This window comes from Mesorhizobium sp. GW821-FHT07A06 (genome assembly GCF_059419085.1).
The window spans coordinates 38,600-64,792 of the sequence record NZ_JBWKRC010000007.1; the positions used below are offsets into that span (position 1 = coordinate 38,600).

General features: G+C 58.8%; 26 protein-coding genes. 9 read left to right on the plus strand and 17 right to left on the minus strand.

The window, feature by feature from the left end; translation table 11 throughout:
• Positions 1-15: 15 nt before the first annotated feature.
• The 14 genes from AC07SZ_RS22085 to AC07SZ_RS22150 all read right to left on the minus strand — a co-directional run bounded on the left by AC07SZ_RS22085 (position 16) and on the right by AC07SZ_RS22150 (position 11,540).
• On the minus strand, positions 16-579 hold the full coding sequence (locus tag AC07SZ_RS22085; RefSeq protein WP_494915821.1) for a peroxidase-related enzyme: 564 nt from the start codon (positions 577-579) through the stop codon (positions 16-18).
• Complete coding sequence (locus tag AC07SZ_RS22090) at positions 576-1,058, minus strand: CMD domain-containing protein (protein WP_494915822.1); 483 nt, start codon at positions 1,056-1,058, stop codon at positions 576-578. The genes AC07SZ_RS22085 and AC07SZ_RS22090 overlap by 4 nt, the downstream gene beginning before the upstream one ends.
• Complete coding sequence (locus AC07SZ_RS22095; RefSeq protein WP_494915823.1) at positions 1,055-2,524, minus strand: NAD(P)-binding domain-containing protein; 1,470 nt, start codon at positions 2,522-2,524, stop codon at positions 1,055-1,057. The genes AC07SZ_RS22090 and AC07SZ_RS22095 overlap by 4 nt, the downstream gene beginning before the upstream one ends.
• Positions 2,521-3,492 (minus strand): LysR family transcriptional regulator, encoded by a 972-nt coding sequence (locus AC07SZ_RS22100; protein WP_494916079.1) that lies wholly within the window; start codon positions 3,490-3,492, stop codon positions 2,521-2,523. Before AC07SZ_RS22100 ends, AC07SZ_RS22095 begins: the two co-directional genes overlap by 4 nt.
• A gap of 686 nt (positions 3,493-4,178) precedes the next feature.
• Positions 4,179-4,883, minus strand: coding sequence for a hypothetical protein (locus AC07SZ_RS22105; protein ID WP_494915825.1), 705 nt, complete (start codon positions 4,881-4,883; stop codon positions 4,179-4,181).
• Between the two features lie 153 nt (positions 4,884-5,036).
• Entirely contained in the window at positions 5,037-5,603 is a 567-nt protein-coding gene (locus tag AC07SZ_RS22110; protein WP_494915827.1) for a hypothetical protein, read from the minus strand.
• Between the two features lie 23 nt (positions 5,604-5,626).
• Complete coding sequence (locus AC07SZ_RS22115) at positions 5,627-6,370, minus strand: cytochrome c biogenesis CcdA family protein (RefSeq protein ID WP_494915829.1); 744 nt, start codon at positions 6,368-6,370, stop codon at positions 5,627-5,629.
• Positions 6,371-6,398: 28 nt separating this feature from the next.
• Complete coding sequence (locus AC07SZ_RS22120) at positions 6,399-7,181, minus strand: DsbA family protein (protein WP_494915830.1); 783 nt, start codon at positions 7,179-7,181, stop codon at positions 6,399-6,401.
• Positions 7,182-7,237: 56 nt separating this feature from the next.
• Entirely contained in the window at positions 7,238-7,981 is a 744-nt protein-coding gene (locus AC07SZ_RS22125) for an SCO family protein (protein WP_494915831.1), read from the minus strand.
• Positions 7,981-8,307 carry a hypothetical protein gene (locus AC07SZ_RS22130; RefSeq protein WP_494915832.1) on the minus strand — a complete coding sequence of 109 codons (327 nt, stop codon included), beginning with the start codon at positions 8,305-8,307 and terminating at the stop codon, positions 7,981-7,983. Before AC07SZ_RS22130 ends, AC07SZ_RS22125 begins: the two co-directional genes overlap by 1 nt.
• 14 nt (positions 8,308-8,321) lie before the next feature.
• Positions 8,322-8,849 (minus strand): TlpA disulfide reductase family protein, encoded by a 528-nt coding sequence (locus AC07SZ_RS22135; protein WP_494915833.1) that lies wholly within the window; start codon positions 8,847-8,849, stop codon positions 8,322-8,324.
• Positions 8,846-9,448, minus strand: a complete 603-nt coding sequence (locus AC07SZ_RS22140; protein WP_494915834.1) for a DsbE family thiol:disulfide interchange protein — start codon at positions 9,446-9,448, stop codon at positions 8,846-8,848. The genes AC07SZ_RS22135 and AC07SZ_RS22140 overlap by 4 nt, the downstream gene beginning before the upstream one ends.
• A gap of 169 nt (positions 9,449-9,617) precedes the next feature.
• Complete coding sequence (locus AC07SZ_RS22145; protein WP_494915836.1) at positions 9,618-10,058, minus strand: DUF411 domain-containing protein; 441 nt, start codon at positions 10,056-10,058, stop codon at positions 9,618-9,620.
• A gap of 63 nt (positions 10,059-10,121) precedes the next feature.
• Positions 10,122-11,540 carry a multicopper oxidase family protein gene (locus AC07SZ_RS22150; RefSeq protein ID WP_494916081.1) on the minus strand — a complete coding sequence of 473 codons (1,419 nt, stop codon included), beginning with the start codon at positions 11,538-11,540 and terminating at the stop codon, positions 10,122-10,124.
• 953 nt (positions 11,541-12,493) lie between these two features.
• Between AC07SZ_RS22150 and AC07SZ_RS22155 the strand changes: the two genes are divergently transcribed.
• Complete coding sequence (locus AC07SZ_RS22155) at positions 12,494-13,507, plus strand: L,D-transpeptidase family protein (protein ID WP_494916083.1); 1,014 nt, start codon at positions 12,494-12,496, stop codon at positions 13,505-13,507.
• A gap of 250 nt (positions 13,508-13,757) precedes the next feature.
• Entirely contained in the window at positions 13,758-15,575 is a 1,818-nt protein-coding gene (locus tag AC07SZ_RS22160; protein ID WP_494915838.1) for a peptidoglycan L,D-endopeptidase MepK, read from the plus strand.
• 220 nt (positions 15,576-15,795) lie between these two features.
• Here AC07SZ_RS22160 and AC07SZ_RS22165 read toward each other — a convergent pair whose 3' ends face one another.
• From AC07SZ_RS22165 to AC07SZ_RS22175, 3 genes are all read right to left on the minus strand, one after another.
• Entirely contained in the window at positions 15,796-16,419 is a 624-nt protein-coding gene (locus AC07SZ_RS22165; protein WP_494915840.1) for a transglutaminase-like cysteine peptidase, read from the minus strand.
• Between the two features lie 168 nt (positions 16,420-16,587).
• Positions 16,588-17,226 carry an NrsF family protein gene (locus tag AC07SZ_RS22170; protein ID WP_494915842.1) on the minus strand — a complete coding sequence of 213 codons (639 nt, stop codon included), beginning with the start codon at positions 17,224-17,226 and terminating at the stop codon, positions 16,588-16,590.
• Between the two features lies 1 nt (position 17,227).
• Entirely contained in the window at positions 17,228-17,764 is a 537-nt protein-coding gene (locus AC07SZ_RS22175; protein WP_494915843.1) for a sigma-70 family RNA polymerase sigma factor, read from the minus strand.
• 267 nt (positions 17,765-18,031) lie between these two features.
• Here AC07SZ_RS22175 and AC07SZ_RS22180 point away from each other — a divergent pair, with 267 nt between their 5' ends.
• From AC07SZ_RS22180 to AC07SZ_RS22210, 7 genes are all read left to right on the plus strand, one after another.
• Entirely contained in the window at positions 18,032-19,174 is a 1,143-nt protein-coding gene (locus AC07SZ_RS22180) for an acyltransferase family protein (RefSeq protein WP_494915844.1), read from the plus strand.
• Between the two features lie 239 nt (positions 19,175-19,413).
• On the plus strand, positions 19,414-21,387 hold the full coding sequence (locus tag AC07SZ_RS22185) for a peptidoglycan DD-metalloendopeptidase family protein (RefSeq protein WP_494915845.1): 1,974 nt from the start codon (positions 19,414-19,416) through the stop codon (positions 21,385-21,387).
• Positions 21,388-21,525: 138 nt separating this feature from the next.
• Positions 21,526-22,194 (plus strand): DUF1007 family protein, encoded by a 669-nt coding sequence (locus AC07SZ_RS22190; protein ID WP_494915846.1) that lies wholly within the window; start codon positions 21,526-21,528, stop codon positions 22,192-22,194.
• Positions 22,195-22,428: 234 nt separating this feature from the next.
• A complete protein-coding gene (locus tag AC07SZ_RS22195) occupies positions 22,429-23,037 on the plus strand; it encodes a transglutaminase-like cysteine peptidase (RefSeq protein ID WP_494915848.1) in 609 nt (202 codons plus the stop codon).
• 219 nt (positions 23,038-23,256) lie between these two features.
• Positions 23,257-24,711 (plus strand): NAD-dependent succinate-semialdehyde dehydrogenase, encoded by a 1,455-nt coding sequence (locus AC07SZ_RS22200; protein ID WP_494915850.1) that lies wholly within the window; start codon positions 23,257-23,259, stop codon positions 24,709-24,711.
• Positions 24,712-25,386: 675 nt separating this feature from the next.
• Entirely contained in the window at positions 25,387-25,803 is a 417-nt protein-coding gene (copM, locus tag AC07SZ_RS22205; RefSeq protein WP_494915851.1) for a CopM family metallochaperone, read from the plus strand.
• A gap of 45 nt (positions 25,804-25,848) precedes the next feature.
• Positions 25,849-26,181: a four-helix bundle copper-binding protein gene (locus tag AC07SZ_RS22210; protein WP_494915852.1), complete on the plus strand. Its 333-nt coding sequence runs from the start codon at positions 25,849-25,851 to the stop codon at positions 26,179-26,181.
• Positions 26,182-26,193 lie beyond the last annotated feature (12 nt).

Genomic DNA, 26,193 nt, shown 5'->3' on the forward strand with positions numbered 1-26,193 from the left:
TCGCATCCGACATCATCACCCGCTCTCCGCATGGCCGAGAACGTGCATCAGCCGGTTTGCCCAGCCGAAGATCGATATGGCGTGGATCAGGTCGATGATCTCGCGATCATCCATGCCGACGGATCGAAGCGCGGCGATATCGTCTGCCGTCGCTTCCGACGGTGCCGCCGACAGGCGGCGGGCAAAGGCGTAGATTGCCGCATCGCGTGGGCCGAGCGCTTCAGGTTTGTCGAGATAAAGCGCGGTGACCACTTCGTTGCTCTTGGTCAGCTCTGCATGCCTGCGGGCATGAACGACGGCACAAAATTTGCAGCCATTGGCAATCGAAGCACCCAATGCGCCAAGTTCGCGGTCGGGACGCGCAAGCCCGCCTTCGACATACATGATCGCGTTGAACAGGATGGTGCGGGCAAGATAGCTCTCTGGGTCATGCGCAAGGGTGCGCACATATTCCGAAACTTTCTTGGCCGATGGCGTGACCTTCATCGCTTCGAGCTGTTCCGGCGTGGCCTGGGAGAGCTCGACCGGCGCGATGTATGGATGCCAATTCAATGGCTTCAGACGAACCGAGGAAATCATGCCGACCTCATCAATCGCAAGCCGATCGCCACGCGTGTCTGGAAGTTGACAAAGGCAATCAGCTCGGAGAGCGCGACGATCTGAGGATTGTTCAATCCGGCCTGTTCGAGCAGGGCGATATGGCTCGCTTCCGCCTTTTTCGGCGTCAGGGTGATCAGGTCAACATGACGGACGATGGTCGCCAGGGGTTCCTTCAAATCCGTCTCTCCCTGGGCCAAGGCCAGAAGCTGCTCAGTCGGACCAAGCTGAGCCAGTTGCACATCATATTCGGCCATCAGGACCGGATCGCCATTCAGGGCGGCCATGCGACGGGCCAGGGCAACCCTTAAATTCGGCGCCAGCCCCTGATCGTTTGCCGGCTGCAGCACGGAGACGCGACATTCTTCCGCCCCCTGCACGAATTCGGGCCGAAACCGCCGTGCGGCGAAAAGTGCATCATCCGGTGAAAGACCGGCGGCCTTGTCCATCGCGTCGATCACAACGCGGCCTCCTTGTGCAGCAAGGGTGTTGAATCCACCCACTCATCACCCAGAAGTTCCGGGGTGTCGTAAGCGATGAGATTGGCGAAGTGGGTTTCGACGTCTTCGGCAAAGAGCGACGCGGTAATGCCGCGGACCAGACGATCGGCGCCGGCACTGACGGCCGGGATGTCGCCAGAGACCTTGCCGTGGGTTAGCATTGCGGCATCGTTGAAGCAGTGGATATGTGCCAGCATCGGGCACGAACCGGGGACACGTTCGCGAAACTCGAAGGCGGGACCGAGATCCGGCGCCTCCGACATTCCTGCACGGGGGGGCCCCATGTCTGGCGTATACCGACCATCCGACCAGGTGCGGATGTGAGGGGCGAATGCTGCAAATTCGGGACGGTCGCTGAAGTCGTTCGAAAAGCCGGTCGCGGCGATCAGGAAGTCATAGCGCATCGACCCTTGCGTGGTCTCGACCAGAAGGCCCTCCGCATCTTGCTTTACCGCGACTATGCCGCAGTCGAGAAAAAACCGGGCATTCGCATGCCGAGACACCCGAAGCGTCGATGAACGCGGCGGCGGCGTCTGGGTCGAGGCGGTGTAGTCGAAAAATTTCCACTTCCAGGCATCGGGCAAATGGTACATGCCGAGAACGACACCCTGGCTGCCTATGCCGGTCAGCTTGTTGATGCGTGGCATTTCCTTGCGCCGGATCAACATGTCCACGGAGGCGGAGCCCGCCTCGAGCGCAGTTGCGGCGTTGTCCATGGAAGAGGCGCCGGCGCCGATGACCGCCACGCGCTTATCTTTCAGCGCGTCGAAATCGATGTCGTCGGCAGAATGGGCCCAATAGGCGCGATCGATGCCCTTGAGGAAACCGGGTACGGCAAAACCACCGAGACCGGACCGGCCTGTTGCCAAGACGAGATGACGGGTGAGAACCCGGCCCGTTTCGGCACCATCGATTTCGATTGCGATGAGATCACCTACTGGCGATATGCCCGTCATCCGCACGCCGTTGCGCACCGGCAGACCGAGCACCTTGCGGTACCAGATCAGGTAATCCATCCACTGCCCTTTGGGGATTTTGTCCAGCGACTGCCAGGCCTCGACACCCCACTGCGCCGTGTACCAGGCGCGAAAGGTCAGCTGTGGCAGGCCGAGCGACGGACCGTTGAGGGTCTTCGGTGACCGGAGTGTTTGCATGCGGGCAAACGTTACCCACGGCCCTTCGAGCCCGGCAGGAGCCGCATCATAGGCGACGACATTGGTGATCCCTGTCAGCACCAGCTTTGCCGTAGCAGCCAGTCCGCACATGCCGGCACCTATGACGACGACGTCACGGACCGGCACGCCATCGCGCGGAAGCGCGGGGACCCAGGGCTTGGCGGGCAGCTCGAGAAAATCGAGATCCTGCTCAAGCTTTGCTTCTAGCGCGGCAAGGCCCGTCGTCACTGCCGAGGTGGGAGTATGCCTCATATTCCGGTTCCGTAATTTATGCTTGATCCGGGACCGGTCACTAGTTGGCCGGCCATGCCCGGGTCGAGTCTAGTGAAACCGGCGATCAACCGTTCTGCGACAGCTTCGACAGCCTCGACCAAAGCCTGCGGGACTGCACGCAGCGGTCGCTTTTGGGCAACCAGTACGCCCCAATAGAATGGAACGGTGATGTCGATCGCGCGAATGACAATGCCAGGGGGGCTAAGGCCGTAGGCCGTGAGAGGATCGATAATCGCGGCGGCACCTATTTTGTTTGCGATCAGCAGGGCGCTGTAGGCAGTATTCGTCCGGATCACCGGACCCGTTTCGATACCGCGAGCCGCCAGTGTCCGAGAGATGTGCGATTGAAACCGCAGGGGGTTGAGGATCGTGGCGAGTGGACGACCGGAGAAAGCAGACAGCGGAACGACATCGAACTCAGCCAGCGGATCGCCCTCATGCATAGCGACAACGACGGGCGCCGAATAAAGCCGCAGGACATCCAATCCAGGTGTATCGAGCGGCAAACTTGAAAAGCCCATCTCGGCACGTCCGCTGCGTACTTCCTGAGCGACTGTCGAGGACAGAAAATGTCCAATATGCGTCTCGTACGGAAGCTCGATATTTTTCAGCTCCGCCAAAGCCGTCGGAATCAAACCGTTGCCGATCGCGGCGGTTGTAGCGATCTGGAGGATCCGGCCCTTGCCTGCCGCAATCATCTTTGCCCGAGCAGCAAGTTCCGTGAACGACATCAGCAGACGCCGCGCTTCTTCCTCGAAGGCAATTCCCTCTTCAGACAACTGCACCCGTCGACCGATCCGGTGCAGCAATTCGAAGCCAAGCTCGGCCTCGAGATCCTGAATGGTGCGTGTCACGGCGGGTTGGGAACGCCCGAGTATATCAGCCGCCTTGGTAATGCTGCCGCTGGCAGCAACCGCAAGAAAGGTCTGAAGATCTCGGGTTTCCATCTTCACCTACATGCATTTTCCGTATGATTAGCATCATCTCATCCATTTTTGACATGTGTCAAGCCGAAAAGATCAATCAAGGGGAACGTGTTTCAGCGTGGCTGTGATGATTGTGGCATTCCTATCCGCCATCGCGATCGTGGCCGGGTCCTTCTAGGCGGGGTGGTCGAGCGACTGCTCGGCAAGCTCAACGGGTTCTCGCCGCATATCCCGGTTCGTCAGAGCGTTGCTCGGCGAAACGCCGCGATCGGTGTGCATCGCGGCGACGAGACTGTCCGCGATCGACATTGACCCCGCGACGATGGAGCGGTGTGTCAGAAGCCAACGGGCAAACCTAACAGGGACACGATAACCGGTTCATGCGATCGTACGCGCTCCCTCGGCCTTCCGCGACAAGACCTGGCCGGAACAACTATCCTGGCCTATCGATATCGTAACGGCACATTCTTGCCGATGGGAGAACAACGGAAATCTGATCGATCAGTGCCGGTCCGTCCATAATACCATTTGAAATATCGGCTGCGGCGCAACTGATCGGGCGCCACCTTGGCCATATCACCGCCAGATACTGCGGTAATATACCGACCCTCTCGGACTTCTCATTCCCTGAAGAATTATTTCCCAAGTACGACTCGATATCCGAAGCTTGCCAATTATGTTCCACATCGAGAGCCTCCTCGGATATGTCAAATGAGAGGGTTGCGGGAGCCGCTCCGAAAATACGGTTGCATCAAGGTGAAACCTATCTCCGCCGCAGCGCATTTGTCCAGCGCTACCAAAGTCCGGGAAGCAATCTGACTGACCATCGCCTTTCGCTTCATGATCACAGCTGACCGGACCGCGATGCTTCGATCAGAGCGCTCAACGGCAACGCCTGTGGCAACCGTCAGCCACACTATCGCGGCTGCACCTGAAGATCCCGGCGGCTGAAAACCAGCCAACGATGCGTGACAAGCTTGGCAGGCGTGATCACTACGGCTGCGGCATTTCATAATGTTGCTGCGTCTGCGCACAGTGCCGGTAACGGCTGGACTTATCCGCCGGCCTGCTGTCACGGTGACCCGTTGACGGGCGAGTGCGGTCGGATTCCCAGCATCACCGTTACGCCACGCCCTGATGGCTACGTGACTATGCTGCGGCCCGGAGATCATCCGAAAGTCACTCACCAAAACCGCTATTTTGTTCCTTATGACAGAGTCATCCCGTCCGGTGATGAAAATTTTCACATCTGCTTGCACCCAACCGAAGATCACGAAAACTGCTTCTTCGCGCCGGCAGAAGCTATTTAACCCAACTGTCAGCGCCGCATAGAAAACTTCACGGCGCCAACACAGGTCGTAGTCGGCTGAGGGTGAACCAACTCGATGGCTTTCGATCGCTAGACCTGACAACCAAGATTCTTCAGACGACAGGGCCCGATGCCGAAAGAACTATCGCGGATAGGCAACTACGGATCCGATATTCGCCGATCGTTACGATTTGGGCTCCCGCCTTGGATGCGCTTCCTCTCTGGCAGCTACATGGAAGATCGTGCGGGCAATTATTTACATACCCCCGCCACATCCGTCGGAAAGATCCCACACATTGACGATCTGCTCACCAGTGAAGCCGTGCTCATGGACCAGGTATTTGGCGATTCCGCCATACACCTTCCAGCGCCAGCATTGGCAGCAACATGGGCCTTTCTCCCTCGAATTGGCCATTGCGTAGTCGTACGCCTTCTGTTCGTCGCCTGCGAGTTGCAGGTCATAATAGGCAGTCGCCTGTTGCGCGGTCGCCGCAGGTATGTCGTATGGATCGCTCGGGATAATCGGGATGGCGCGATACTTGGCCAGGCCGCTCACCTGCTCGGCATAGCGCTTCATTTCCATCGGACTGCAACATGAACCTTTGATCCGCGATATCGCCGGCATCGTCGCAATCGACTCCGTGAACTTCGCCGAGCAGGTGCTGTTGCCATTCTGGCTGAGTTCCTTGAAGCGCTTGGCCAATTCCGGATCGTCGGCGGCGATTGCCAAATCCGGTTGCGTGAGAAAGCCGGTTAACGTGGCGGCTCCGAAAACGCCGCCGAAAATAACCGTCCGTCGATTTGGGAGCATTGTCCGGGTCATATTCGAAGCCCTTTCCTCGGCCGTCAGCCGATACGCGTAAAGACGGGAAACTGTTCGAGAAGCCAGAAGGCAAAAATCGACATTTGTCCGGTGACCATGGCGAAGCCCATGCCGATCATGATTGCGCCGGCGGCGACCTGCAGCATGGAGCCGGTCCGGCGCATCGCCTTCAGCCGCCTCGTCAGGCTGTTGGTGAAAAGAGCTGCAAGCAGGAACGGAAGGCCAAGGCCGAGCGAATAGATGGAGAGCAGCGCGACGCCGTCACTCACTGTGGCCGATACGGCACCAACAGTCAGGATGGCGCCGAGGATAGGGCCTATACACGGCGTCCAGCCGAAAGCGAAGGCAAGGCCGAGAACATAGGCGGAGGCCGCCTTGCCGCCGGGGATTTCGGCATGAAACCTCGCATCGCGCATCATCCAGGACGGCCGAACGAGACCGGTGAGAAGCAGTCCGAACAGGATGACGATCGCACCGCCGACAAGATTGAGTTCGTAGCGATAGCCGATCAGCGTCCGGCCGAGCGCGGAAGCACTGGCGCCCAGCACGATGAACACCGTCGAGAAGCCGAGCACGAAACACAGGCTCATTCCGACAGCCGACAATCGGTCGGCAGTCGAACGATCGGCCGGTGCTTGCGTTAGTGTCCCGCCGGCGACATACGAGACATAGCCTGGCACCAGCGGCAGTACGCAAGGCGACAGGAAGGACAGCACGCCCGCCCCGAAGGCGCTCAGCACGCCGATGTTTGATATCTCGGGCATCATCAGCTGTCCCTGGCTGCCGACGGGCGCATCATTTCTGAGGGGCTCGTGCCTGCTCGATCAATTTCTTCATCGTATCGAGGTTGGTCGCGCCCGGAAAAATCTGGTCGCCGACGACGAAGCCCGGCGTTCCGGTGATTCCTAGTGCCTGGGCCAGTTGCGCATTCTTGTCTATCGCCGCCTGGATATCGGGATGCTGCATGTCGGTCTTAAGGCGGGGGATATCGAGGCCGACCTGGGCCGCCACCTTGAGCACGACCGCTTCGGTCACGCGAGTCTTGGCGTCATACAGGGCCTTGTGGAATACTGCATACTTGCCCTGCTGCTGCGCAGCGAGCGCCGCCTTGGCCGCAAACACGGAATCCGGGCCGAGGATGGGGAATTCCTTGTACACGATCCTGAGCTGCGGATCGTCGGTCACGGCCTGCGCCATGATCGGCGCCACCTGGCGGCAATAGGGGCAATTGTAGTCGAAAAATTCCGCCATAGTGACATCGCCGCTGACGTTGCCGCCGACCGGGCTGGCCGGGTCGCGAAAAATCTCATCGGCTTTGGCCGCCAGGGCGGCTTTCGCCTCCTTCGCCGCGGCCTCCCGCTCACGGGCATCCAGGCTCTGCAGCGCCTCCATAACGACTTCAGGATGAGCAAGGATATAGTCATGCACACGCTGGTCGAACTGGTCCTGAGACATCTCGCCTGCGGCGATCGCGTGACCGTGAGGACCGAGCGCGAGCCAAGCCGTTGCGACGGTCAGTAAGAGGGCACGGACCACCTTGGCAATGGCTCCGCTCGATTGCCTTGAACTGTGGATCACAGAGTTCTCCTTCCTTTTGTTTCGCCGGACAGCCGGCACGCCCGAATGATGATGCCCTAGAAGATGCTCTTGATTGTCGCCCACCATCCCGTTTGCTGCTCATGGTGCGGACGCTCGACATTGTTGGTGAGCGCGTTGACGAAGGTGACGAGATTGACGGGCGCGAAGTTCATGCCGTGGAAATTCGCCCGCCAGCGGCCTTCCTTGTCGATCACATGGGTGACGATGCCGTGCATCTGGTAGCCGTCATCGGTCAGGCTGAATTTGTGGCCGAAGGCTTCCGCCAGCGTCCGGGTCGTATCCTCGGGCTGGTCCGGTGTCGTAGTCAGGAACAGCCAGTTGGCGGGGTCGAGCCCGTGCGCTGGCCCGTAGCCTTTGAGCACGTCGGGCGTGTCTTTCGTGGGGTCGGTCGTGATGCTGACGAAAGTAACCTGATCCTTCATCGGTGTAGCGTTCACCATCTTCTGGATTTCGGCGATCTTCTCGGCATGCAGCGGGCAGACGTCCGGGCACGCCGTGTAGATGAAGTGGAGGACGACGACTTTGCCGAGCAAATCGGCAGGCCGCACGACGCGCCCGTCGGCGGTGCGCAGCTTGAAGTCAGGCGTAGTCTTGTCGATCGTCTGGAAATATTTCTCGTCACCCTGGAGCATGGCGTCGACTTCATCGAGCGAATGCGCCTGCGCAGCGTGCGCAAAGCCGACGGCCAATACCGTCAGCGCGACCAGTCCGAGCAGCGCATGCATCCATTCACTCGACTGAATGCGACGACGAGGCTCGCCCTGAACCTGAACAAACATCAGCCATTGCCTTTCATGTCGGCCGACGGCGCTTTCGGGCTATCGGTGCCTTCATTCAACGTAACGCCTTCGGTTGAGCATGAGCGGCCCGTCGTCCGGTTCATGCACAGGCCAAGCGCACACATGGCCACGCAAGGCAGGACGCTGAGCAGCACCGGCGCAATGCCGACAGCGACCAGCCACGACCAGTTGAAGGCGAGGCCGGCGACGGTAACGGCCGCGCTAGCGGCTATCAGGCCGCGCCGTCCACCGAGAGTGCGGCGGAAAGATTGGACAACACGACCTGGCGCTGCCTGCCAGGCCTGGCTCAGTTCTGTTGTCGTCATGTCATTATCCTTTCTCATTTTGCGGCGATGCGGCCGCCGATGAAGTCGATCATGTCGGGAGCATCCCATTCGGCCGGCCCGATCAGCCGGCCGATTTCCTTGCCATCACGATTGATCAACAAGGTCGTCGGCAGGCCAACCGTGCCGAGTGCGAACATGGCCTCGGCCGAAGTGTCGATATTGAGAGCAAGGTGCGTGACGCCGATCTCGGCGTAGAATTTCTTCACGACGTCGGAACCCTTCCGGTCCATCGACAGTGCGACAACCTCGAATTCGGGTCCGCCAAGCTTTGCTTGCAGCCGGTCGAGTGTCGGCATTTCCTTGCGGCAGGGCGCGCACCATGTCGCCCAGATGTTGAGCAGCACCACTTTGCCGGAATAATCGGCGAGCGTTTTCGGCTGGCCAGTGCCATCCGAGAAGCTGATCTCCGGCACCGAGGCGGGCGTGTCGAGAACGGCAAAATTCTGCGGCGCCTCCGCCGACAATGCGGGCAATGCCGTGACGAGTAGAGCGCAAATGAGGGCGAGGCCGAGCATCTTCATGGTTGCTCCTTCTTCGCTTCGGCGCGCAGCCGCTCGACCAGCGGCAGGATCGTCTTCTGAAGGGCCTCTTCCGTCACCGCGCCGATGTGCTTGTAAGCGATGCGGCCGTCGGCGCTCACCACGAAGGTCTCCGGCACGCCGTAGACGCCCCAGTCGATGGCGACGCGGCCGTTGAGGTCCGCGCCGGTACGCGTATAAGGATCGCCCATCGTGTCGAGCCATCTCGCGGCGTCGTCGGGCCTGTCCTTGTAGTTTAGTCCATGCAGCGGCACCTTGCTGTCTGCTGCCAACCGCATGAACACGGGATGCTCCTCGCGGCAGGCCAGGCACCAGGACGCGAAGACGTTGACCAGCGAGACCTCGCCCCGCAGGTCACTGCTCGACAGGCCGAGCGTTCGGCCCTGGACGGGCGGCAGACTGAATGCGGGCACCGGCTTGCCGATCAGCGCTGAGGGAATGTCCGACGCATTGCGGGTAAGTCCCCAGGCAAGCACAATGGCGAGCACTGCAAAAACCACCACAGGCAGGACCACCAGGAGCCGCCGCCAAACGGGCCGGCGGGCCGGCCGATCTGATCCAAGGATGTCACCGCGGGTCATAATGCCACCGGCCAAATGTGATTCCCTGCCCCGTTCGCACATATCTTGCGAGCGCTGCCACTGTGAGCAACAGAACTACCAGGAGAAGAAAGCCCGCAACGGACAGAAACGTCATGGCCAGCCAGGTTTTGGCCGGGCAATCGGACATATTGGCCATCATCGCAATGCCTCACTCTGTTGCGTAAACGGTAGGTGCTTTGCCGTCCTTCGTGAAAGCGTAGATCGTCCAGGTCCCAGCCTTCTCGCCACCCATGCCGGGAGCACCGGTCGGCATGCCGGCCAGCGTGATGCCGGTGATGGCAGGCCGTTCGGTCAATAGTTTCTTGACGATGTCGGCCGGCACCAGCCCGTCGACGACATAGCCGTCGACCATCAGCGTGTGGCAGCCTTCGAGATCGGCGGGAACACCAGCATCGCTGCTGATCTGGGACAGATTGTTGACAGGTTTGATGTCGACCTTGAAGCCGTTGTGGTCCAGATATCTGGCATAGGATTCACAGCAGCTGCATTGCGGGTTCTTGTACATCACGGCGTTGATGGTTGCCGCAACAGCGGGCAGCGGCATTGCGATGGCGACTGCGAAGGCGGCGAGGGTGAAGGTCAGTTTCATGTGTAGTTCTCCTTGGTTATTAGTCGGTCAGGTTGGCGAAAGGTTCACCGGTTCACGAGAAAATCAGGCCACTCGGAAGACGGTCATCAACCCGGCCATCTGGTGGTCGGCGACATGGCAGTGCAGCATCCAGTCGCCCGGATTGTCGGCGACGAAGGCGCATTCGATTGTGTCCTTGGGGGCGAGCAGCACCGTGTCCTGCCATTGCCGGTGCGGCACCGGCGAACCGTTGCGCGAAAGCACCAGCATGCTGAAGCCGTGGACATGCATGGGGTGCCACCACGCGGTTTCATTGCGAATGGTGAGATGACAGGTCACACCGCGTTTCAGCGTGAACTGCGGCGCCATGCCGGCGTGGCCGTCGCCGGTCATCGACATACCGTTGACTGTCCAGGCCGCACCTCCATTCATGCCAGGCATTGCCATGCCCATCATTCCGCCAACGCCGGCGAGCTTGCCGCCACCCATCATGCCGCCTTGCAGCACGATCTCCCGCCGTTCTGCCCTGGCGAGGTCGAGGCTCGGAAGCGGATTGGCCGGCAAGCGCAGGGGTGCATTGAGAGGATGCGCCCGCAACGGTGGCCCGGCATCATAGGTGAGACTGATCAGGGTGTAGGCAAGGCCGTCATAGAAATCGTCGGTCACGGCGTGGCGGCTGCCTGGATCACCCTGCATGTCGAGCACAATGTCGATGCGCATCGCCGGCGCAAGCACAAGGCGGCCGTTCTCCGGCTCATACGGATCGCATGGTTGACCGTCGATCGCTACGACGACCGGGCGGTGGCCTTCGAAGCGCAGCGCCATGATGCGGGCAAGCGAGGCGTTGACAAGCCGCAGCCTGACGCGCTCGCCCGCTTTCACACCTTGGTCTGCCGGCACCGTGCCGTTGATGGTGACGAAGTTACCCACGCGACCGGACATGGCTGCATCCATCGCGCTGCCGAAGCCGGCAGCGATCTGCCTGTCGCCGGCAAGCCGCCAGTCCTGGAGCATCCACACGAGGTCGCGATCCACAACAATCGGCCCGGCCTCTTCGACGATTAACGTGCCGGCAAGGCCGCGGCCAAGCTGCACAAGGCTATCGGCATGCGGATGGTACCAGAAGGTGCCAGCGTCGGGCGGCGTGAACTCATAGACAAAGCTTGTTCCCGGCTTGATCGGTGCTTGGGTCAGGCCGGGCACACCGTCCATGGCATTTTGCAGCCGGATGCCATGCCAGTGAACCGTAGTGTCCTCGGAGAGCCCATTCTGGACCGTGATGCGAACCGGCCTACCCTGCTGCACACGTAATGTCGGGCCGGGAACCGTCCCGTCATAAGCCCAGACAGCGGTCCAGGGGCTATCTGGACCAGCAAGGTTGGCACGGCCGTGTGCTGCCTTCAACTCGCGCTCATCGAGCTCGGATGCCCGGAGTGACCTCGCGCTCAATAGGGCTGTCGAGGCAACGCCTGCCGCCGCAACGAGAAATCCGCGGCGCGACATGAAATGACTGAAATCGGAATTCACCCTTGTGCCCTCGGCGATCTCAATCGATGGCGGCCATCGATTGATTGCTGTCCGCACCCGCCGAGCAAACGCGCGCAACGGGTGACCGAACGCCAGAAATCAACCGCAGGACGGCTGAACCAGCGTCAGACGAGATCGGTGGGTCTTGGAGGGAATGGGTCGGGCACGGAACTTCGCCCGCGCAGGAACGGGGCTGGTAGCGCCGATGGCTGCTGCGCCCGCGGAACCACCCTAATGGCGAGAACTTGCGGCAACACAGCCAGGACAGGTGCGACGCATACCGGCGCACAGTGAATCGGGTTGCCGTTGTCGCTCGCGCCCTTGAGGCAAGCCTTGCAATCGCCATTCATGGCGGAACCGGTGGCCGTGCCGACGTCGGCGGGCATGGTCATGCCGCTGCCGGTCATCATCGTCATCTTGGCCGACATGACGCTGGCCTGAGCGGCAGAAAAGCTTAACCCGGCAGTCAGAAAGACCGCGAGCAGCATGACAATGACGTGTTTTGGCGACGAGCATGCCATCATAGCCCTCAGGCTGACCTCGAAATGTGCATTTGGCAAGTCAAAACAAGAGACTGCGACATTGAAACAGTCCCACTCGCCGAGATGTGATGGTAAGCAATCGATTTTCGCGAAAGGACTCGCTATCGCGCCCCTATCCGTTCACTCGTCTCCCTCGCCTAGACCCGTCGTCGCGATAGAATTCATACCACGCGGCCCCCACCTTCGTCATAACAATGCTCAATACCGCGGGCGACTTCGAGTTTGGCTGAATGGGACGGAACCAAAAAAAGTCGAAGCCGGCGTGCCCAAATTCGAAAGTTGTTAACCTTGCTGACGAACGATGCTGTTATTGCTACTAACGCGAAACGCGACATCGAGCTGTCAACTGCAGAGCAGACAGCAGGGGCTGATCCACAAGGGACAGAGATGAATTTGTTTCAGCGACTGCTCGGTTTTTTGACCCTACCCGCCCTCGCCCTGGTGATGTCAGCTTGCGTGTCGACGGTTCTTGACGTCGACAACAAGGCAAACCAACCAATTGCGGCGAGCCTCATCAGCGATATGAGCAAGCGCAAAATGACGCCGGCCGATCCCATTCTGATCCGCATCTTCAAGGATGAAAGCGAGCTTGAGCTCTGGAAACGTGATCGCACCGGGCGTTACGCCCTGTTCAAGACCTTTCCGATGTGCCGCTGGTCCGGGAAACTCGGCCCAAAAACGAGAAATGGGGACCGGCAGGCGCCAGAAGGATTTTACAACGTCTCCGCAGGCATGCTGAATCCGAACTCGCAATATTATCTCTCTTTCAATCTTGGCTACCCGAACAAACTCGAAAGCGCCCTTGGATATAGCGGCGAAGCTTTGATGGTTCATGGCGCCTGTTCGTCGTCAGGATGCTTCGCGCTCACGGATGCAGGCGTCGCGGAAATCTACGCTATCGCCCGTGAGGCTATCAGGGGCGGACAGTCCTCATTCCAGGTGCAGGCTTTCCCATTCCGGATGACGCCTGAAAACATGGCACGGAATCGAAATGACCCCAATTTCGATTTTTGGACAAACCTCAAACAGGGCTATGACATTTTACAGGTCACGGGCCGTCAACCCAAAGTATCTTATTGTGGCAGACGCTACGTCTTCGATGCGACCTTTGAGGGTGGCGATCCTCGCGACCCTCTTGCTGCATGTCCACCGCTCTTAAGTGCGGAAGATCGTGCCGTGGCCGCTCGGCGCAATTCAGATGATCGCAAAATGGAAGCGATTCTTGCCTCCGGCACAAATATATCGGCTCATGCTTATTCAGATGGCGGCATGCATCCAAGCTTCCGGAGACTGCTCAAAAACCGTGGCGCGGCAGTCCTTGCCCAGAAAACGTCATTGGATGACGTACCGATCAGTCGACCGGATGCAGCGCTGGCGGATCCGCACACGCTGAGCGAATGACATGCCGTTCGATCCTGCGGAGGCGCGGCTGCGGTGTTTCGCCATGTTGCCATTATCAGATTTGGCCACGGTATTACCGCATTTCGGCTTTCAATAAGCTATGGTTAATAAGCGAGGGTTAACCAATAGGATCGATATTTGGATGTGAAAACGACGCATCCGTTTGGGCAAATCCGGGGACAAACGGCAGCCTGCAAGGCCTTTTGATTTGAACAGAATCGAACGACACCCAAACGGTCGGCACTATCACATGAGCGTCTGGCCGAGATGGCTAGTAGGTCTGATTGTTGCCTTTGGGGTTCTTGCCGCGATGGCTGGCGGTGCAAACGCCGAAACACGTTCGCTGAAACTCTATCATCTGCACACGCAGGAAAAGGCCGAAATCGTCTTTAAACGCAATGGCCGTTACGATTCGGAAGGGCTGCGGAAGATCAACATCATTTTGCGCGACTGGCGCCGCAACGAGCCGACCAAGATGGATCCGCGCCTGCTGGATTTGGTCTGGGAAGCGTATCGCGCCAGCGGCGCCACCGATTACATCCAGGTCGTATGCGGCTATCGCTCGCCGGCGACGAACTCGATGCTTCGCAGCCGCAGCAGGGGTGTAGCCAAAGAAAGCCAGCACATGCTCGGTAGGGCTTTGGATTTCTATATTCCCGGCGTGCCGCTAAAAAAGCTGCGCAATATTGGCCTCAAGCTGCAGGGCGGCGGCGTCGGCTATTACCCGTCCTCCGGTTCGCCATTCGTCCACATGGATGTCGGCAATGTGCGCCACTGGCCGGGCATCAGCCGCCAGGAACTGGTGAGTCTGTTCCCCAACGGCAAGACGCTGCATGTTCCGAGCGACGGCAGGCCGCTGCCTGGCTATGAGTTGGCGCTCGCCGCCTACAAGGTACGCAAGGGCTCCGGCGCCCCAGCTATCGAGATGGCCAGTGCCGGCGGCGGTTCCAAAAAATCCGGTGGTCTTCTGGCTGCTTTGTTTGGCGGCGGTTCTGACGAGTCCGACGACGGTGCCGATGTGGAGACGGCTACGGCCGCGCCAGCGCCAAGGGCCAGAAACCCGAAGCCGGCCGTGGCGGCCAAGGGCATCACAGTCGTGTCGCCGCAGGTTGCGCAGCGTGCCGACATTCCGCAGGTTGCCGATGACAACTCTGCCAATTCGCAGGCGCAGCAGGACACGCCGGAGACGATCATCGCGGCGCTGCCGGCGCGCAGCATTCCGCTGCCTGATTTCGCCCCGCGTCCGAAAGCCGATGTTGGCCTGCAGACGCCTCAAAATATGCCGGTCGGCCCAGCTGATGCCACTACCGAGCAGGCGGTGGCATCGGCGCAGGCGCTGTCAAGCATTCCGTTAGGCATGGCTGATCCGTCCAATGTTGACTATCCAACTGAGGTCGGGGTCAACAACATTCCGGTGCCGACCTGGCGTCCCGACAGTTCGCTGCCAGCTGACCTCGCTCCGCAGGACAAGCATGTGCTGTTGGCGTTGGCCGGTGCGGACGCACATAACCAGACTGCCAGTGATGTATCTTGGGTGAAGTCAACTGCCCGGCCTGACAAGGCCGAGGTCAAGGCCGTCCTCGATGAATATCAGGTCGCCTCCTTGCCGGAGGTCAGCGACCTATCTGGCGTGGATTCCGTGTCGCCGCGCAGCGCGATCGCTGCCCTGCCCGCCGATTCCGATCCGGCTGGCGTGAATCACGCGTCGCCGCGCCGCGCGATCTCTGCGCTGCCGGCTGGTTCCGATCCGGCTACCGCGATTGGCGACGGCGTGAAGACGACGCCCAAGGAAGCAAGGGCGACCGCAGGGGACCCGAAGCATAGTCCTAGATCTGTGGCCGTCGCCGCTGCGCCGCAAGCTGCACGCTGGGCGCTGCACAGCGGAGAAAATATCGCCACGGTGTCGAGCGCAACGACAGCGCCTCGCTATGCCTACAACGTCGTGCACACCCCGCCGAGCGAGGTTTATACAGCCGGCTTCCAGCTCAATAGTCAGATGGCCGACGCCAACCGGTTTACCGGCAGCGCCGTCAGGTTCCTGTCGGTCGCCCGCTTCCAGACCAACTAATTCCCAGGCACTGTGTATCCTGGTCGGGGCGGAGCGCGCTCAAATCGGCCGTTAACTACATACAGCTCCAGATCGCGACCGGGGCTTGAGCACTATGTGCCTCAATCAGCGGTAGCGACTTCCCCTAAAACATTATATTGACAAGGGTTCCTACGACCTGTCGGCAATCAATCACTCACGATCAGGACCCTGAGAAACTGGCTAATTCGGCCGTACGTTTCTACTGTACCGCGCCGACCAGTACCGGTTGGCCAGCGCGGATCGAAACCCAGCGGCCTGTGTTGTCGATCGCCTGACGCTTCAGGAAACTATAGTCCGTCTCGTCCCACAGGCGGACCTTGTCGGTCAGATTGTCGAGGAGAAAATCGCCCTTGTCGGTACGCACGGTCAGGACAGCATGGCCCTCACCGTCGGGCTTGCGCACGACAGTGATCAGAAGATCGGCAAACGACAATCCCATGCGGAAAAGCTCTCGTCGCTTTTCCAGAACATAGTCCTCGCAGTCGCCAACGCCCTTGTTAGGATAAGCCCAGACTTCGTCCTTACCGTAAATGTCGTAGTCGCTCACCGGCTTGACGGCGGCATTGACCCTTACCGTGACGCTGGTCAGCTTCCGAAGAAGCGCATCAGTCATCCTCGCCGGAGCGAGGTTCCTCGGACGAATCGAGCATTCGGCGGGATTGGTCTTGCAGAAATCATAGTGGCCGATCGGTTGCGAGGTCAGGCCGCCGGTTGCCATCGGATGGGCAGCAAGTACTGGCGCTGCCGACCAGGCCGAAACAGCCAGTCCTGCAGCAATTCCGGCACACGCGCGCACGACCCGCGCCGTCGAAAAGGAAATCATTATCCCGCCCGCCCCTGTTAGTTAACGGAATGTTAAAGGCGATATACATTCCGTGTCAATTACGTCGACAGCCGAATTGGCAGCATGGTTATCCGGATGGCTGGAACAGCGGCCGTTATGCAACAGCTCAAGACCACGAGCGCGATGCCCGGCATTGGAGTGAAGACCCTACCAACGAGCGACTATGTTCGCACCGGCGGCCCCGATCACCGCCAGCCCCGCGATTGCGATCGAGTACCAGGTCACAACGAATAGCGGAGAATCGTCCGTGCACTGGGCCGCGTAGAGCGTCGCCGCAATCGCTCCTGCAAATATCCCACAGACCGCGCCTGCAAGGGTCGGCCGCGTCGAGGCGCCATGGCGTAAGACCGCCAGGAAAATGCTCAAGGGACCGATGCCAATTAGCGGTATGTAGGTTAGGCATACCAGGCTGTTCCTGCCTATCATTCTCGCCGCCCAGATATCCGGTGGAAGAAGGAAGAGTTCGACGATCACCGCAACGGCGATGAGTATGGGAGCGACCGCCAAATACGGAATTGTCTTTCGCCACGCATTGCCTGGAGTTGAGAGTGCGCGGGCCGGAACGAACGCGCTCGCCGCCAGCGATATGGTGACGACAAATTTGAACAGAAACCGCGGCGTCTGTGCAGCCGCGGCAAAGTCAGGTCGAAGGCCGAGCGTAGCGAAAAAGACAAATGCGGCAACCAGAATTGCCAGACCTACCGCCCCCCACCATATGGACGGGAACAACAGCACAGGGCGCCTTGCGTCGATGGTCAACGTCTTGATGAGATCATCCGTCTTCATTTCAATTCGTTCCAAATCGCCGGAAGATGGCTTTCAGGCCACGGTGAAGCGCAACTCGCACCGCCGTGTCACTCATGCCTAGGGCCATGGCCGTCTCGCCGATCGAATGCCCCTCGACTGATACGGCTGATACTACCGCTCGCTGACCTGGAGTAAGCGTCTTGAGTGCCCGACCAATCTCAAGTTCACTGACCGCATCGGCTTCCGGTTCGGCGTAACTATCGGTGACGTCTCCTATCTCCACGTGGATCCGGCGACCCTGCCGGCGAAAGGCGTCTATTAGTTTGTGGCGCGCAATTGCATAAATCCACGGCATGACGGATCCGTCTTCCCGCCAAGTATGACGTTTCAGATGGATAGCCAGCAGCGTTTCCTGCACTACGTCCTCCGGATCAACACTGCCCTTTGCAATCCTCTTCCGGGCGAAACCTCGAACGAAGCATGCCGCTTGGCGAAGAAATCGCTCATAAGCGTTTTCGTCGCCAGCAATTGCGGCTCTCAACAGCCGGGCGAGTTCGTCTTCGTCCAAGGCGCTCAAAAGCCCTTTCTCCCGAGTTCGTCAAAAACCTGCCGTTGTTACCTCGGCTGCAAATTATTGTTCCGCCTGATGGCCAGCCAATAACTCATTCGTGTGCGCCGAAATACATTGCGAACGTCCCGAAACGGTCGCTGGATCGTGGCGACTAGATGCCCTTCGGCAGTGCGAGTTCGTTTACCAGGACAAGATTTTCCAAGCCAATCACGCATCGTTGGATAGTTACATTAACCAAAGAGGATCAAGAAGGGGGAAATTGACTGTGCGAACATGAACGATCACTCGCCGCAAATGCGCAACCCACTCGGAGCTTTGCCTGCGAGCGCCGCCGCGCGAATGCCTTGGGTAGATACGGCAAAAGGCCTTTCGATCATCCTGGTTGTGATGATGTACGCGGCTTACAACACCGGGGAATATACCGGGCAAGTCGGGTTCCTGCATTACGTCATCGGTTTCGCGACTCCCTTTCGGATGCCCGAGTTCTTTCTGATTTCAGGGCTTTTCCTTTCGCAGGTGATCGATCGACCGTGGTGCCGCTATGCCGACCGGCGAATCTTACACTATGCTTATTTCTATGCCGTCTGGGCGATCATCATGATCGGCCTGAAGATAGGCATCTATGGCCGGGACCCCAGCTCGATGCTGCGTGACATCGCCTTGTCGGCCATCGAACCGTATGGCGTCTTGTGGTTCATCTACATGCTGGCTGTATTCGGCCTCGTGGCAAGGCTGTTGTGGCAGTTGAAAATCCCCGATCCCATCGTGATCGCACTGGCGGCCGTGCTGCAGATGTCGGGCATCGAAGCGACCAGCTACATCCTGACGCAATTCGTTGCCTATTTCGTTTTCTTCTATATCGGCTATGCGGCGGCGCCGTTCGTATTCCGCCTGGTCGCATGGACGCAGCGCCATACTGTCCTGTCCGTCGCAGGTTTGCTCGTCTGGGCGCTCGCGAACGGCTTGCTGGTCTTTTCACCGGGATTCTCGGTCCAACCAACGGTCACACATATGGGACTGGCTACCTTTCCACCGCTGCATCTTGGCCTCGCCGTGCTGGGCGCCCTGGCGCTTTGCGTACTGGGCGCGCTGCTTGTCAGGCTTTCTTTCATGGATTGGCTGCGCTGGCTCGGCGAGCATTCCCTGGTGATTTACGTCGCCTTCACGCTTCCGATGTCAGTCTTTCGCGCGGCTGCCTTAAGGACTGGGCTCATCACCGAAACGGGGGCACTCAGCCTCGCGGTTCTTGTTGTCTCTTTGGCCAGCCCCGTGCTGCTCTACATGCTGCTCAAGCGCGCTGGCATTGGTGCCTTCTTGTTTGAACGGCCAAACTGGGCGCGTCTTGTAGGATCGGACGCCCTGCCCGCGCCGAAAGGGCAGGTTCCGTCAAGCGCGAGGCTCAAAACCGTGGAGTGAGAGGTTTCAACGACTACGCGCCGCAGGCGAAGGTCCAACTCCATTGCAAAGCCGGGACTGTCACATTCGGACCAAACTGCCGCCTCATTGCCATTGGAAACCGGTCTGGACGATGAGCCGAACCAACAGAGCACCGCTTTGGCCAGCCGCGTCGTTGACTTTGCCGGCTGTGACGGGCAACTGTTTCGGCTCAATTCGGCGAAAAGCCGTTCCGCCTCGGGGAAGAAGCGCCTTTCTGGATGCACGATACAGCCGATGTCATCGCTGCGCTCGGCAATGAGCCGCCGCTGGTCGCGGATGGCCGCAGCCGCCCGCCTGACCGGCGCGAGATCTCGGCGCGCTGGCTGTCGGGCACCTTCCTGACCGGTGTCACCTCGAGTGTGCTGATGGGCGTGGCGCTGTTCGCCGCTGTTGACGGCCGCCAGCAATTGGCGACGCCACCCGAGATAGCCGAGTTGGGCCACGTTGAAAACGGCGGCGATTCCGGCGAAGTCGCCAAGACGACCAGGCTGGTGGCGCTACGCCAGATCGCCAAGGCCAAGGACCGCCGGCGCATGGAAGTGTCGATGGTGACGAAGGTGGGTGACCGCGACGTCATCAACACCGTACCTTTCGTCCAGATCAAGATGGCGCTTGCCGCCGGGCACACGACCAGCCGTCCCTACCCGCCTTTCGACCCCATGCAGGTGTTTGCAGACGACGGTGCCGAGCAATCAGCGCCAACTGACACTGGCGTCAGTCAGATCTATGGCGCCAAGGTCGAAAGCGAGATGAGCCTGAAGACCGTCGATTTCCCGATCGAGACAGCTTCCTTCGACGAAAAGAGCGATCTCTCCGCCGAGGAGGTGGAAAAGGTGGTGCGCGGCGCCGGCACGGGGCTGAGCGATGGCGCGGTGCAGGTGGCGTCGCTGCACTATGTTGACCCTCAGCGCTTTGGAGACCAACTGACGCAGAGCATCGCCGGCTCCTATGATGTCAAGGTCGTGCCAGAAAACGTCTCGGTGTCGCCGCGTGCAATCGCCAACGACCAAGCGCCGGCCTTCGCCGAGGAAATCATTCCCTTCACCAAGGATCTCGACGTCACTGAGGCTTTTGCTGATTCCGGGTACACCGGTGAAGACGCCACCGGCATGTCCGAGGCGATCGCCAAGCTGTTGAACGCCACAGCGCTCAAGGCAGGAACCGTTCTGCGCGTCGGGCTGGAAGTTCGCGGCGAGCAGGCAAAGGTCGTCCGCACCAGCGTTTATGACAAAACCCAGCACATCGTGACCATCGCGCTCGACGATCACGGCCAGTATGTGCCGGCACAGGAGCCTGAACCCAATCCCGAATTGCTGACCGCGTTCGACGATTCGTCGCCGGTGGTGGTGCGCGGCAATTTGCCGAACATCTATGACGGGATTTACCGCGCCGCTTATTCCTACGGCATGTCGAAGAAGATGACCCAGCAACTGGTCAAGCTTCTGGCATCCGGCGTCGACTTCCAGTCCCGACTCAACCCCTCGGACCGCATGGATGTTCTTTTCTCGCAGCCGGACGGCGACGACCAGCCTTCTGACGAGTCCGAACTGCTTTATGTCTCATCGACCTTCGGCGGCACCGTGCACAATTTCTACCGCTTCCACATGCAGGACGGCAGCACCGACTATTTCGACGAGAACGGCAGCAGCGCCGAGCAGTTCCTGCTACGCAATCCGGTTCCCAATGGCAGGTTTACCTCCGGTTTTGGACTTCGGCGTCACCCGATCCTTGGTTACGTCAAAATGCATACCGGAACAGATTGGGCAGCCCCGATCGGAACGCCAATCATTGCGGCCGGCAACGGCATCGTCGAGAAGGCCGGATGGGCCAGCGGCTACGGCAAGCAGACTATATTACGTCACGCCAATGGGTATGAGACCTCCTACAACCACCAGAACGGCTTCGCCAAGGGCATCGTGCCAGGGGCCCAAGTGAGGCAGGGACAGGTCATTGGCTATCTTGGCTCGACCGGTCTTTCCACCGGTCCCCATCTCCATTACGAGCTGATCGTCAACGGCACCAAGGTCGATGCGATGCGCGTTCGCCTTCCGGTCGGCAAGGTGCTGAAGGGCGATGACCTTGTAGCCTTCAAGCGCGAGCGCCAGCGCATTGACGACCTGCTCAAACAGGAGGACAGCGATCACTTGAGGGTAGCAAGCGTCAAGGGCGACGACTGCGCGACCATTTGCTGAGGCTCTGCGAAAGGTACAGCACGCCCGTCGACACCAGGTATCCGTTTGAAATCGAGCTATCCATTTGGGGAGCCTGGGAGAAACAAGCTTTTGTCGAAACAGCTCCAGGCTTTGCTTTCCTACCTTGGAGGCGTATCGATGAATCGCAAATCGGCATTTAGAACCGCGTCAATCGCGCCGATGGTCACCTTTTTCTTGGCGGGCCAGGCAAGCGCACACCCACACGTTTTTGCCGAAGCAAGCCTCAGTATCACGCTTTCCCCTGACCGGTCCTCCGTCAACTCGCTGCGGCACTTATGGCGATTCGACGAAATCTTTTCCAGCACGGTGATGATGGAGTTCGACAAGAATCTCGATCTCAAGCTCGACAAGGCAGAAATGAATCTTGTCTCCGAAACGGTCTATGCGTCCCTTGCTGATTATAACTATTTTCAGCTCGTAACCGTCGATGGAAAAGACATTTTGATGGATCCTCCGCCCGCACTCACGACAAAGTTTGAGAATGATCAACTGATCGTCTCGTTCGAATCGAAGCCGAAACAGCCGCTGATGCTTGCTGGGAAGATTGATTTCGGCGTGTACGATCCAACCTTCTACACCGCCATCGACTTCTTGACTGATGACAAGCTGGTGGTCGATCAGCTGCCGGCGACCTGTACTCGCTCTGTCATCAGACCGAATGCCGACGACGCCATTTCTCAGAATCAGAAAACCCTGACCGACGCGTTTTTCAATGATCCCGCTGGGACTGATATGAGCAAGATATTTGCGACGAAGCTTGAATTGTCCTGTGGCGCAAAGGACTAACAATTATCGATTGGATGGGCGTTTCCGGTCCTTGCCTGGGAGGCGCTTACCAACTGCAGGGCTTCCGAAACGACCGCACCAACCCCAGGATGGCGCAATTCTAAACAATTTTTTGCCGAAATACTTCAATTTTTATGCTTGTTAAATCTGTATTTCACTTAATATCTACTTCCAGATTTCGCGCCAAATAAGTTCAGCTGTGTCACTGTCTCCTTAAACAGGGAGACAAAAACAATGAAGACGGCAAGGGGCAGGCTGTTGCTTTTGGCAATGGCGATCCAGCTATCCGGCTGGGGAACGGCAAACGCGGCAGGACCTGCCTTCATGAACACGGGCGGCCGCACCACGCAGCCGGTCGGCCACTACGAATTCTGCCAGCGACTACCGGGCGAGTGTCGCCAGATGACTCCGAAAGGTCCGCCTGTTGTACTCACCCGCAAGCTTTGGGCCGAAATCATCATGGTCAACAACAGCATCAATGCGAGGATCAAGCCGAAGACGGACCTGGAAAACAATGGGGTCGAGGACTACTGGACTGTCGTCGACAATGGGTTCGGGGACTGCGAGGATTACGCCCTGGAGAAGCGCCGCGAATTGATGAGTGAGGGCGTTCCAGCTGGCGACCTGTTGATGACAGTGGTGCGGCTGCCGAACGGCGACGGGCACGCCGTGTTGACCGTCCGCACCAGCCTCGGCGAGTTCATCCTCGACAATCTGGAATCGAAGGTGCTGTCCTTCGCGGACACCAACTACACCTACCTGAAGCGCCAGTCGACTGAGAATTCAGGCGTTTGGGTGACGATCAATGAGGGCAGCGCCGACGTGGTCGGCAGCGTTCGCTAGGCCTGACAGGGAGACCTGGTCGCGTCCCTTTCCTCCCCTTGCAGCGACCGGTTTCAGGGCTAACGCCACCCTTGTGCTGGAGCTTGTTCCTGAACGGGCGCTGGCTGATATTTTGCCAACTCCAGTATCCAAGGCCGGCGCGATGTATGACGGTCCCAAGTACATTTCCCTGGAGTTGAATAGGCAATATCACACCGCATCCGGTGGCGAAGGGTACAAATGATCTTCACAACGAGCCTCACCAATTGCCTTAGCACGCCGGACGCCCTCGGTTTCGTCAATTCCCCAAGCCTTGCAACCTTCGATGTCAGCAACCCCTCGACCGGTCTCTTGCTGGCTTCCTTGCCCGACATGGACTTGGGGATTCTAAGGGCGACCATCGACAAAGCCGCCGTCGCCCAAAAGGATTGGGCAGGACGACCGGCCACAGAACGCAGTGATATCATGCGGCGATGGTGCAACCTCATCATCGCTCACGTCGACGATCTATCCGCCGTTCTCACTGCCGAGATGGGCAAGCCACTGCCAGAATCAAGATCCGAGTTGCTTCACGCCGCAGCATATGTGGAATGGTACGCTGAGGAGGCGAAGCGAATTTACGGCGAAACGTTCCCGGCACCATCGGGGGATAAACGCATGCTTGTCATCAAGCAGCCGATCGGCGTCGTTGGGGCGATCACACCTTGGAATTTTCCGGCGTCGATGGTCACCCGCAAGGTCTCTCCGGCGCTTGCCGTAGGCTGTAGCGTTGTGCTTAAGCCTGCGGAGCAAACGCCACTTGTGGCCCTTGCCCTGCACACCCTGGCTCAAAGGGCCGGGTTCCCAGATGGTGTATTCAATCTGATATTAGCCGCTGAAGGAAATGCGGTTGGAAAAGAGCTTTGCACCAACACCAAGGTTCGAAAGATCAGTTTTACCGGTTCGACCGAAGTCGGTCGGCTATTGATGCGGCAATGCGCTGAACATATCAAGAAAATTAGCCTCGAGCTCGGCGGAAGCGCGCCCTTCATTGTCTTCGATGACGCCGATCTGGACGCCGCTATCGAAGGCGCAATGCAGGCGAAATTTCGCAATGCGGGACAGACCTGCGTTTCCGCAAACCGGATTTATATCCAGGATGGAATCTATGACCGTTTCGCCGAAAAGCTAACCGACAAGGTTAGAAACCTATCGGTCGGTGATGGGTTCACGCCGGGCGTCGCCATTGGCCCGATGATCGATGCCAGATCAATCGAAAAACTGAAATCGCACGTTGATGACGCCATCAACAAAGGCGCACGTTTGCTCTGCGGTGGGAAGCGGTATGGAAAATCAGGCATTTTCTTCGAGCCAACCGTCATTTCCAATGTTTGTCGAGAAATGCTTGTCGCTTGCGATGAGACGTTTGGTCCCGTGGCACCACTCATCCGTTTCAGCACCGTGGAGGATGTCATCGAGCAGGCCAATGACACTATTTATGGGCTTGCTGCCTACTTCTATGCAAATGAGCTAAAGAAGGTATGGCATGTGGCCGAAGCTCTGGAATATGGGATGGTCGGCATCAATACCGGGAGAATGTCCTCAGAAGCAGCTCCGTTCGGAGGGATGAAACAGTCCGGAATGGGGCGGGAGGGCTCACGCCATGGCGCGGACGACTACCTGGAGATGAAGTATCTATGCTTCGGGAATCTCTGATCTGAGATTACTGACGATCTTTCAAACAGCAGCCGTTTGGCAGTTTCTTCGTTGTGAAATGTTCCGCATGTGGTGTCATAGAGGCTCTTCAATTTTGGGCTGTTGATCTGGTAGCGCTGCCATCTGGCCGGACGCAGCGGTGGGCCTTTTCAAGGCGTGACGAGCGAGTCGATTTCCGGTCTTCTTTGTTTCCGTAGGAACAAATATCGGCAGGTGCTCGTTAGCCCCGAAATTGAAGGCTATCAGCTTCGTGACCGATCAGCGCCCAAACGTCCTCACGCTAATGGCGGTCTGCATCGCAGTGGCAGTGATGTTTGCGCTCGCCACCGCGGCGCACGCCGTTCATTCGCAACCGTCTCCGCATAGAGCTTCATCGGAAGAGGTTACGCTAACTGGACCCGGCGGAGTCAGTGATTGCGATAAAGTCTTCGACAATGGCAATTGTTGTATGGCTTTGCATTGCGCGGTCGGCATTGCCACCAGCGCTGCATCGCCGGCATTTCGTCAGTTGAGCTCAGAGGCTGTTGCAGAGGCGCCGGGGGCGCTTCCGTCTCGGTCCACTGGCCGGCTAGAGCGACCGCCCAAGCAGTCCTTTCCAGCTTAACCCACATTCCCCCATCGGATAGTCGCAGCGTGACTGCCTATCCGTCGAAGTCAGACATACAGGAGAAAGACATGCGTAACGTAATCGCCACCCTTGCGGTCACTATTTTACTCGCAGGCACAAGTTCGGCCGCCTTCAGCCAAGAGAACCCCCTCCCCCAGCAATGCCGTCAATCCGGAGCTGAACAAATGGCTGGCATGGATATGCCAAAGATGGATGCATCCGGCATGGACGAAGCCCACCAGGCATACATGGCGTCAATGATGAAAATGGAACCAGCCATGATGGAGGGTATCAAGGCCAAGGATGCTGACGTCGCCTTCATCTGCGGGATGATTGCCCATCACCAGGGCGCGATCGATATGGCGGAAGTCGAGCTCAAATACGGCGACAATGCCGACGCTAAGAAAAAGGCGCAGGTGGTCATTGATGCTCAAAAGAAGGAAATCAAGGACTACGCGAAGTGGCTTGAGACCAATGCAAAATAGTCAAGCTCGACTGCATACGACACGAACGTTCATAGGAGAATTTCCATGCACCAACTGAACCCAGTAATGAGGGCCTCCATAGAGGAGTGCTTGCATTGCTATTCAACATGCCTTTCGACTGCGATGGGCCATTGTCTGGAAATGAGCGGAAAACATGCCGAGAGGAAGCATCTTACCTTGATGATGGCCTGCGCCGAAATCTGTCGAACATCGGCGCATTTCATGTTGCTCGGCTCCGAGCATCACAAGCATGTCTGCCGTGAATGCGCCGAGATCTGTGGCCAATGCGCGAATGAATGCGAACGGCTAGGCGAGATGCAAGAATGCGTTGACGCCTGCCGCCAGTGTGCCGAAAGCTGCGCCAGGATGGCCGCATAGGGCACAAAGTAC

Coding starts and splice junctions, on each gene's coding strand:
- AC07SZ_RS22085 (WP_494915821.1), bottom strand. CDS start 579: ATGATTTCCTCGGTTCGTCTGAAGCCATTGAATTGGCATCCATACATC.
- AC07SZ_RS22095 (WP_494915823.1), bottom strand. CDS start 2,524: ATGAGGCATACTCCCACCTCGGCAGTGACGACGGGCCTTGCCGCGCTA.
- AC07SZ_RS22100 (WP_494916079.1), bottom strand. CDS start 3,492: ATGGAAACCCGAGATCTTCAGACCTTTCTTGCGGTTGCTGCCAGCGGC.
- AC07SZ_RS22110 (WP_494915827.1), bottom strand. CDS start 5,603: ATGACCCGGACAATGCTCCCAAATCGACGGACGGTTATTTTCGGCGGC.
- AC07SZ_RS22115 (WP_494915829.1), bottom strand. CDS start 6,370: ATGATGCCCGAGATATCAAACATCGGCGTGCTGAGCGCCTTCGGGGCG.
- AC07SZ_RS22125 (WP_494915831.1), bottom strand. CDS start 7,981: ATGTTTGTTCAGGTTCAGGGCGAGCCTCGTCGTCGCATTCAGTCGAGT.
- AC07SZ_RS22130 (WP_494915832.1), bottom strand. CDS start 8,307: ATGACGACAACAGAACTGAGCCAGGCCTGGCAGGCAGCGCCAGGTCGT.
- AC07SZ_RS22135 (WP_494915833.1), bottom strand. CDS start 8,849: ATGAAGATGCTCGGCCTCGCCCTCATTTGCGCTCTACTCGTCACGGCA.
- AC07SZ_RS22140 (WP_494915834.1), bottom strand. CDS start 9,448: ATGACCCGCGGTGACATCCTTGGATCAGATCGGCCGGCCCGCCGGCCC.
- AC07SZ_RS22145 (WP_494915836.1), bottom strand. CDS start 10,058: ATGAAACTGACCTTCACCCTCGCCGCCTTCGCAGTCGCCATCGCAATG.
- AC07SZ_RS22150 (WP_494916081.1), bottom strand. CDS start 11,540: ATGTCGCGCCGCGGATTTCTCGTTGCGGCGGCAGGCGTTGCCTCGACA.
- AC07SZ_RS22155 (WP_494916083.1), top strand. CDS start 12,494: ATGAATTTGTTTCAGCGACTGCTCGGTTTTTTGACCCTACCCGCCCTC.
- AC07SZ_RS22160 (WP_494915838.1), top strand. CDS start 13,758: ATGAGCGTCTGGCCGAGATGGCTAGTAGGTCTGATTGTTGCCTTTGGG.
- AC07SZ_RS22165 (WP_494915840.1), bottom strand. CDS start 16,419: ATGATTTCCTTTTCGACGGCGCGGGTCGTGCGCGCGTGTGCCGGAATT.
- AC07SZ_RS22170 (WP_494915842.1), bottom strand. CDS start 17,226: ATGAAGACGGATGATCTCATCAAGACGTTGACCATCGACGCAAGGCGC.
- AC07SZ_RS22180 (WP_494915844.1), top strand. CDS start 18,032: ATGAACGATCACTCGCCGCAAATGCGCAACCCACTCGGAGCTTTGCCT.
- AC07SZ_RS22185 (WP_494915845.1), top strand. CDS start 19,414: ATGCACGATACAGCCGATGTCATCGCTGCGCTCGGCAATGAGCCGCCG.
- AC07SZ_RS22190 (WP_494915846.1), top strand. CDS start 21,526: ATGAATCGCAAATCGGCATTTAGAACCGCGTCAATCGCGCCGATGGTC.
- AC07SZ_RS22195 (WP_494915848.1), top strand. CDS start 22,429: ATGAAGACGGCAAGGGGCAGGCTGTTGCTTTTGGCAATGGCGATCCAG.
- AC07SZ_RS22200 (WP_494915850.1), top strand. CDS start 23,257: ATGATCTTCACAACGAGCCTCACCAATTGCCTTAGCACGCCGGACGCC.
- copM (WP_494915851.1), top strand. CDS start 25,387: ATGCGTAACGTAATCGCCACCCTTGCGGTCACTATTTTACTCGCAGGC.
- AC07SZ_RS22210 (WP_494915852.1), top strand. CDS start 25,849: ATGCACCAACTGAACCCAGTAATGAGGGCCTCCATAGAGGAGTGCTTG.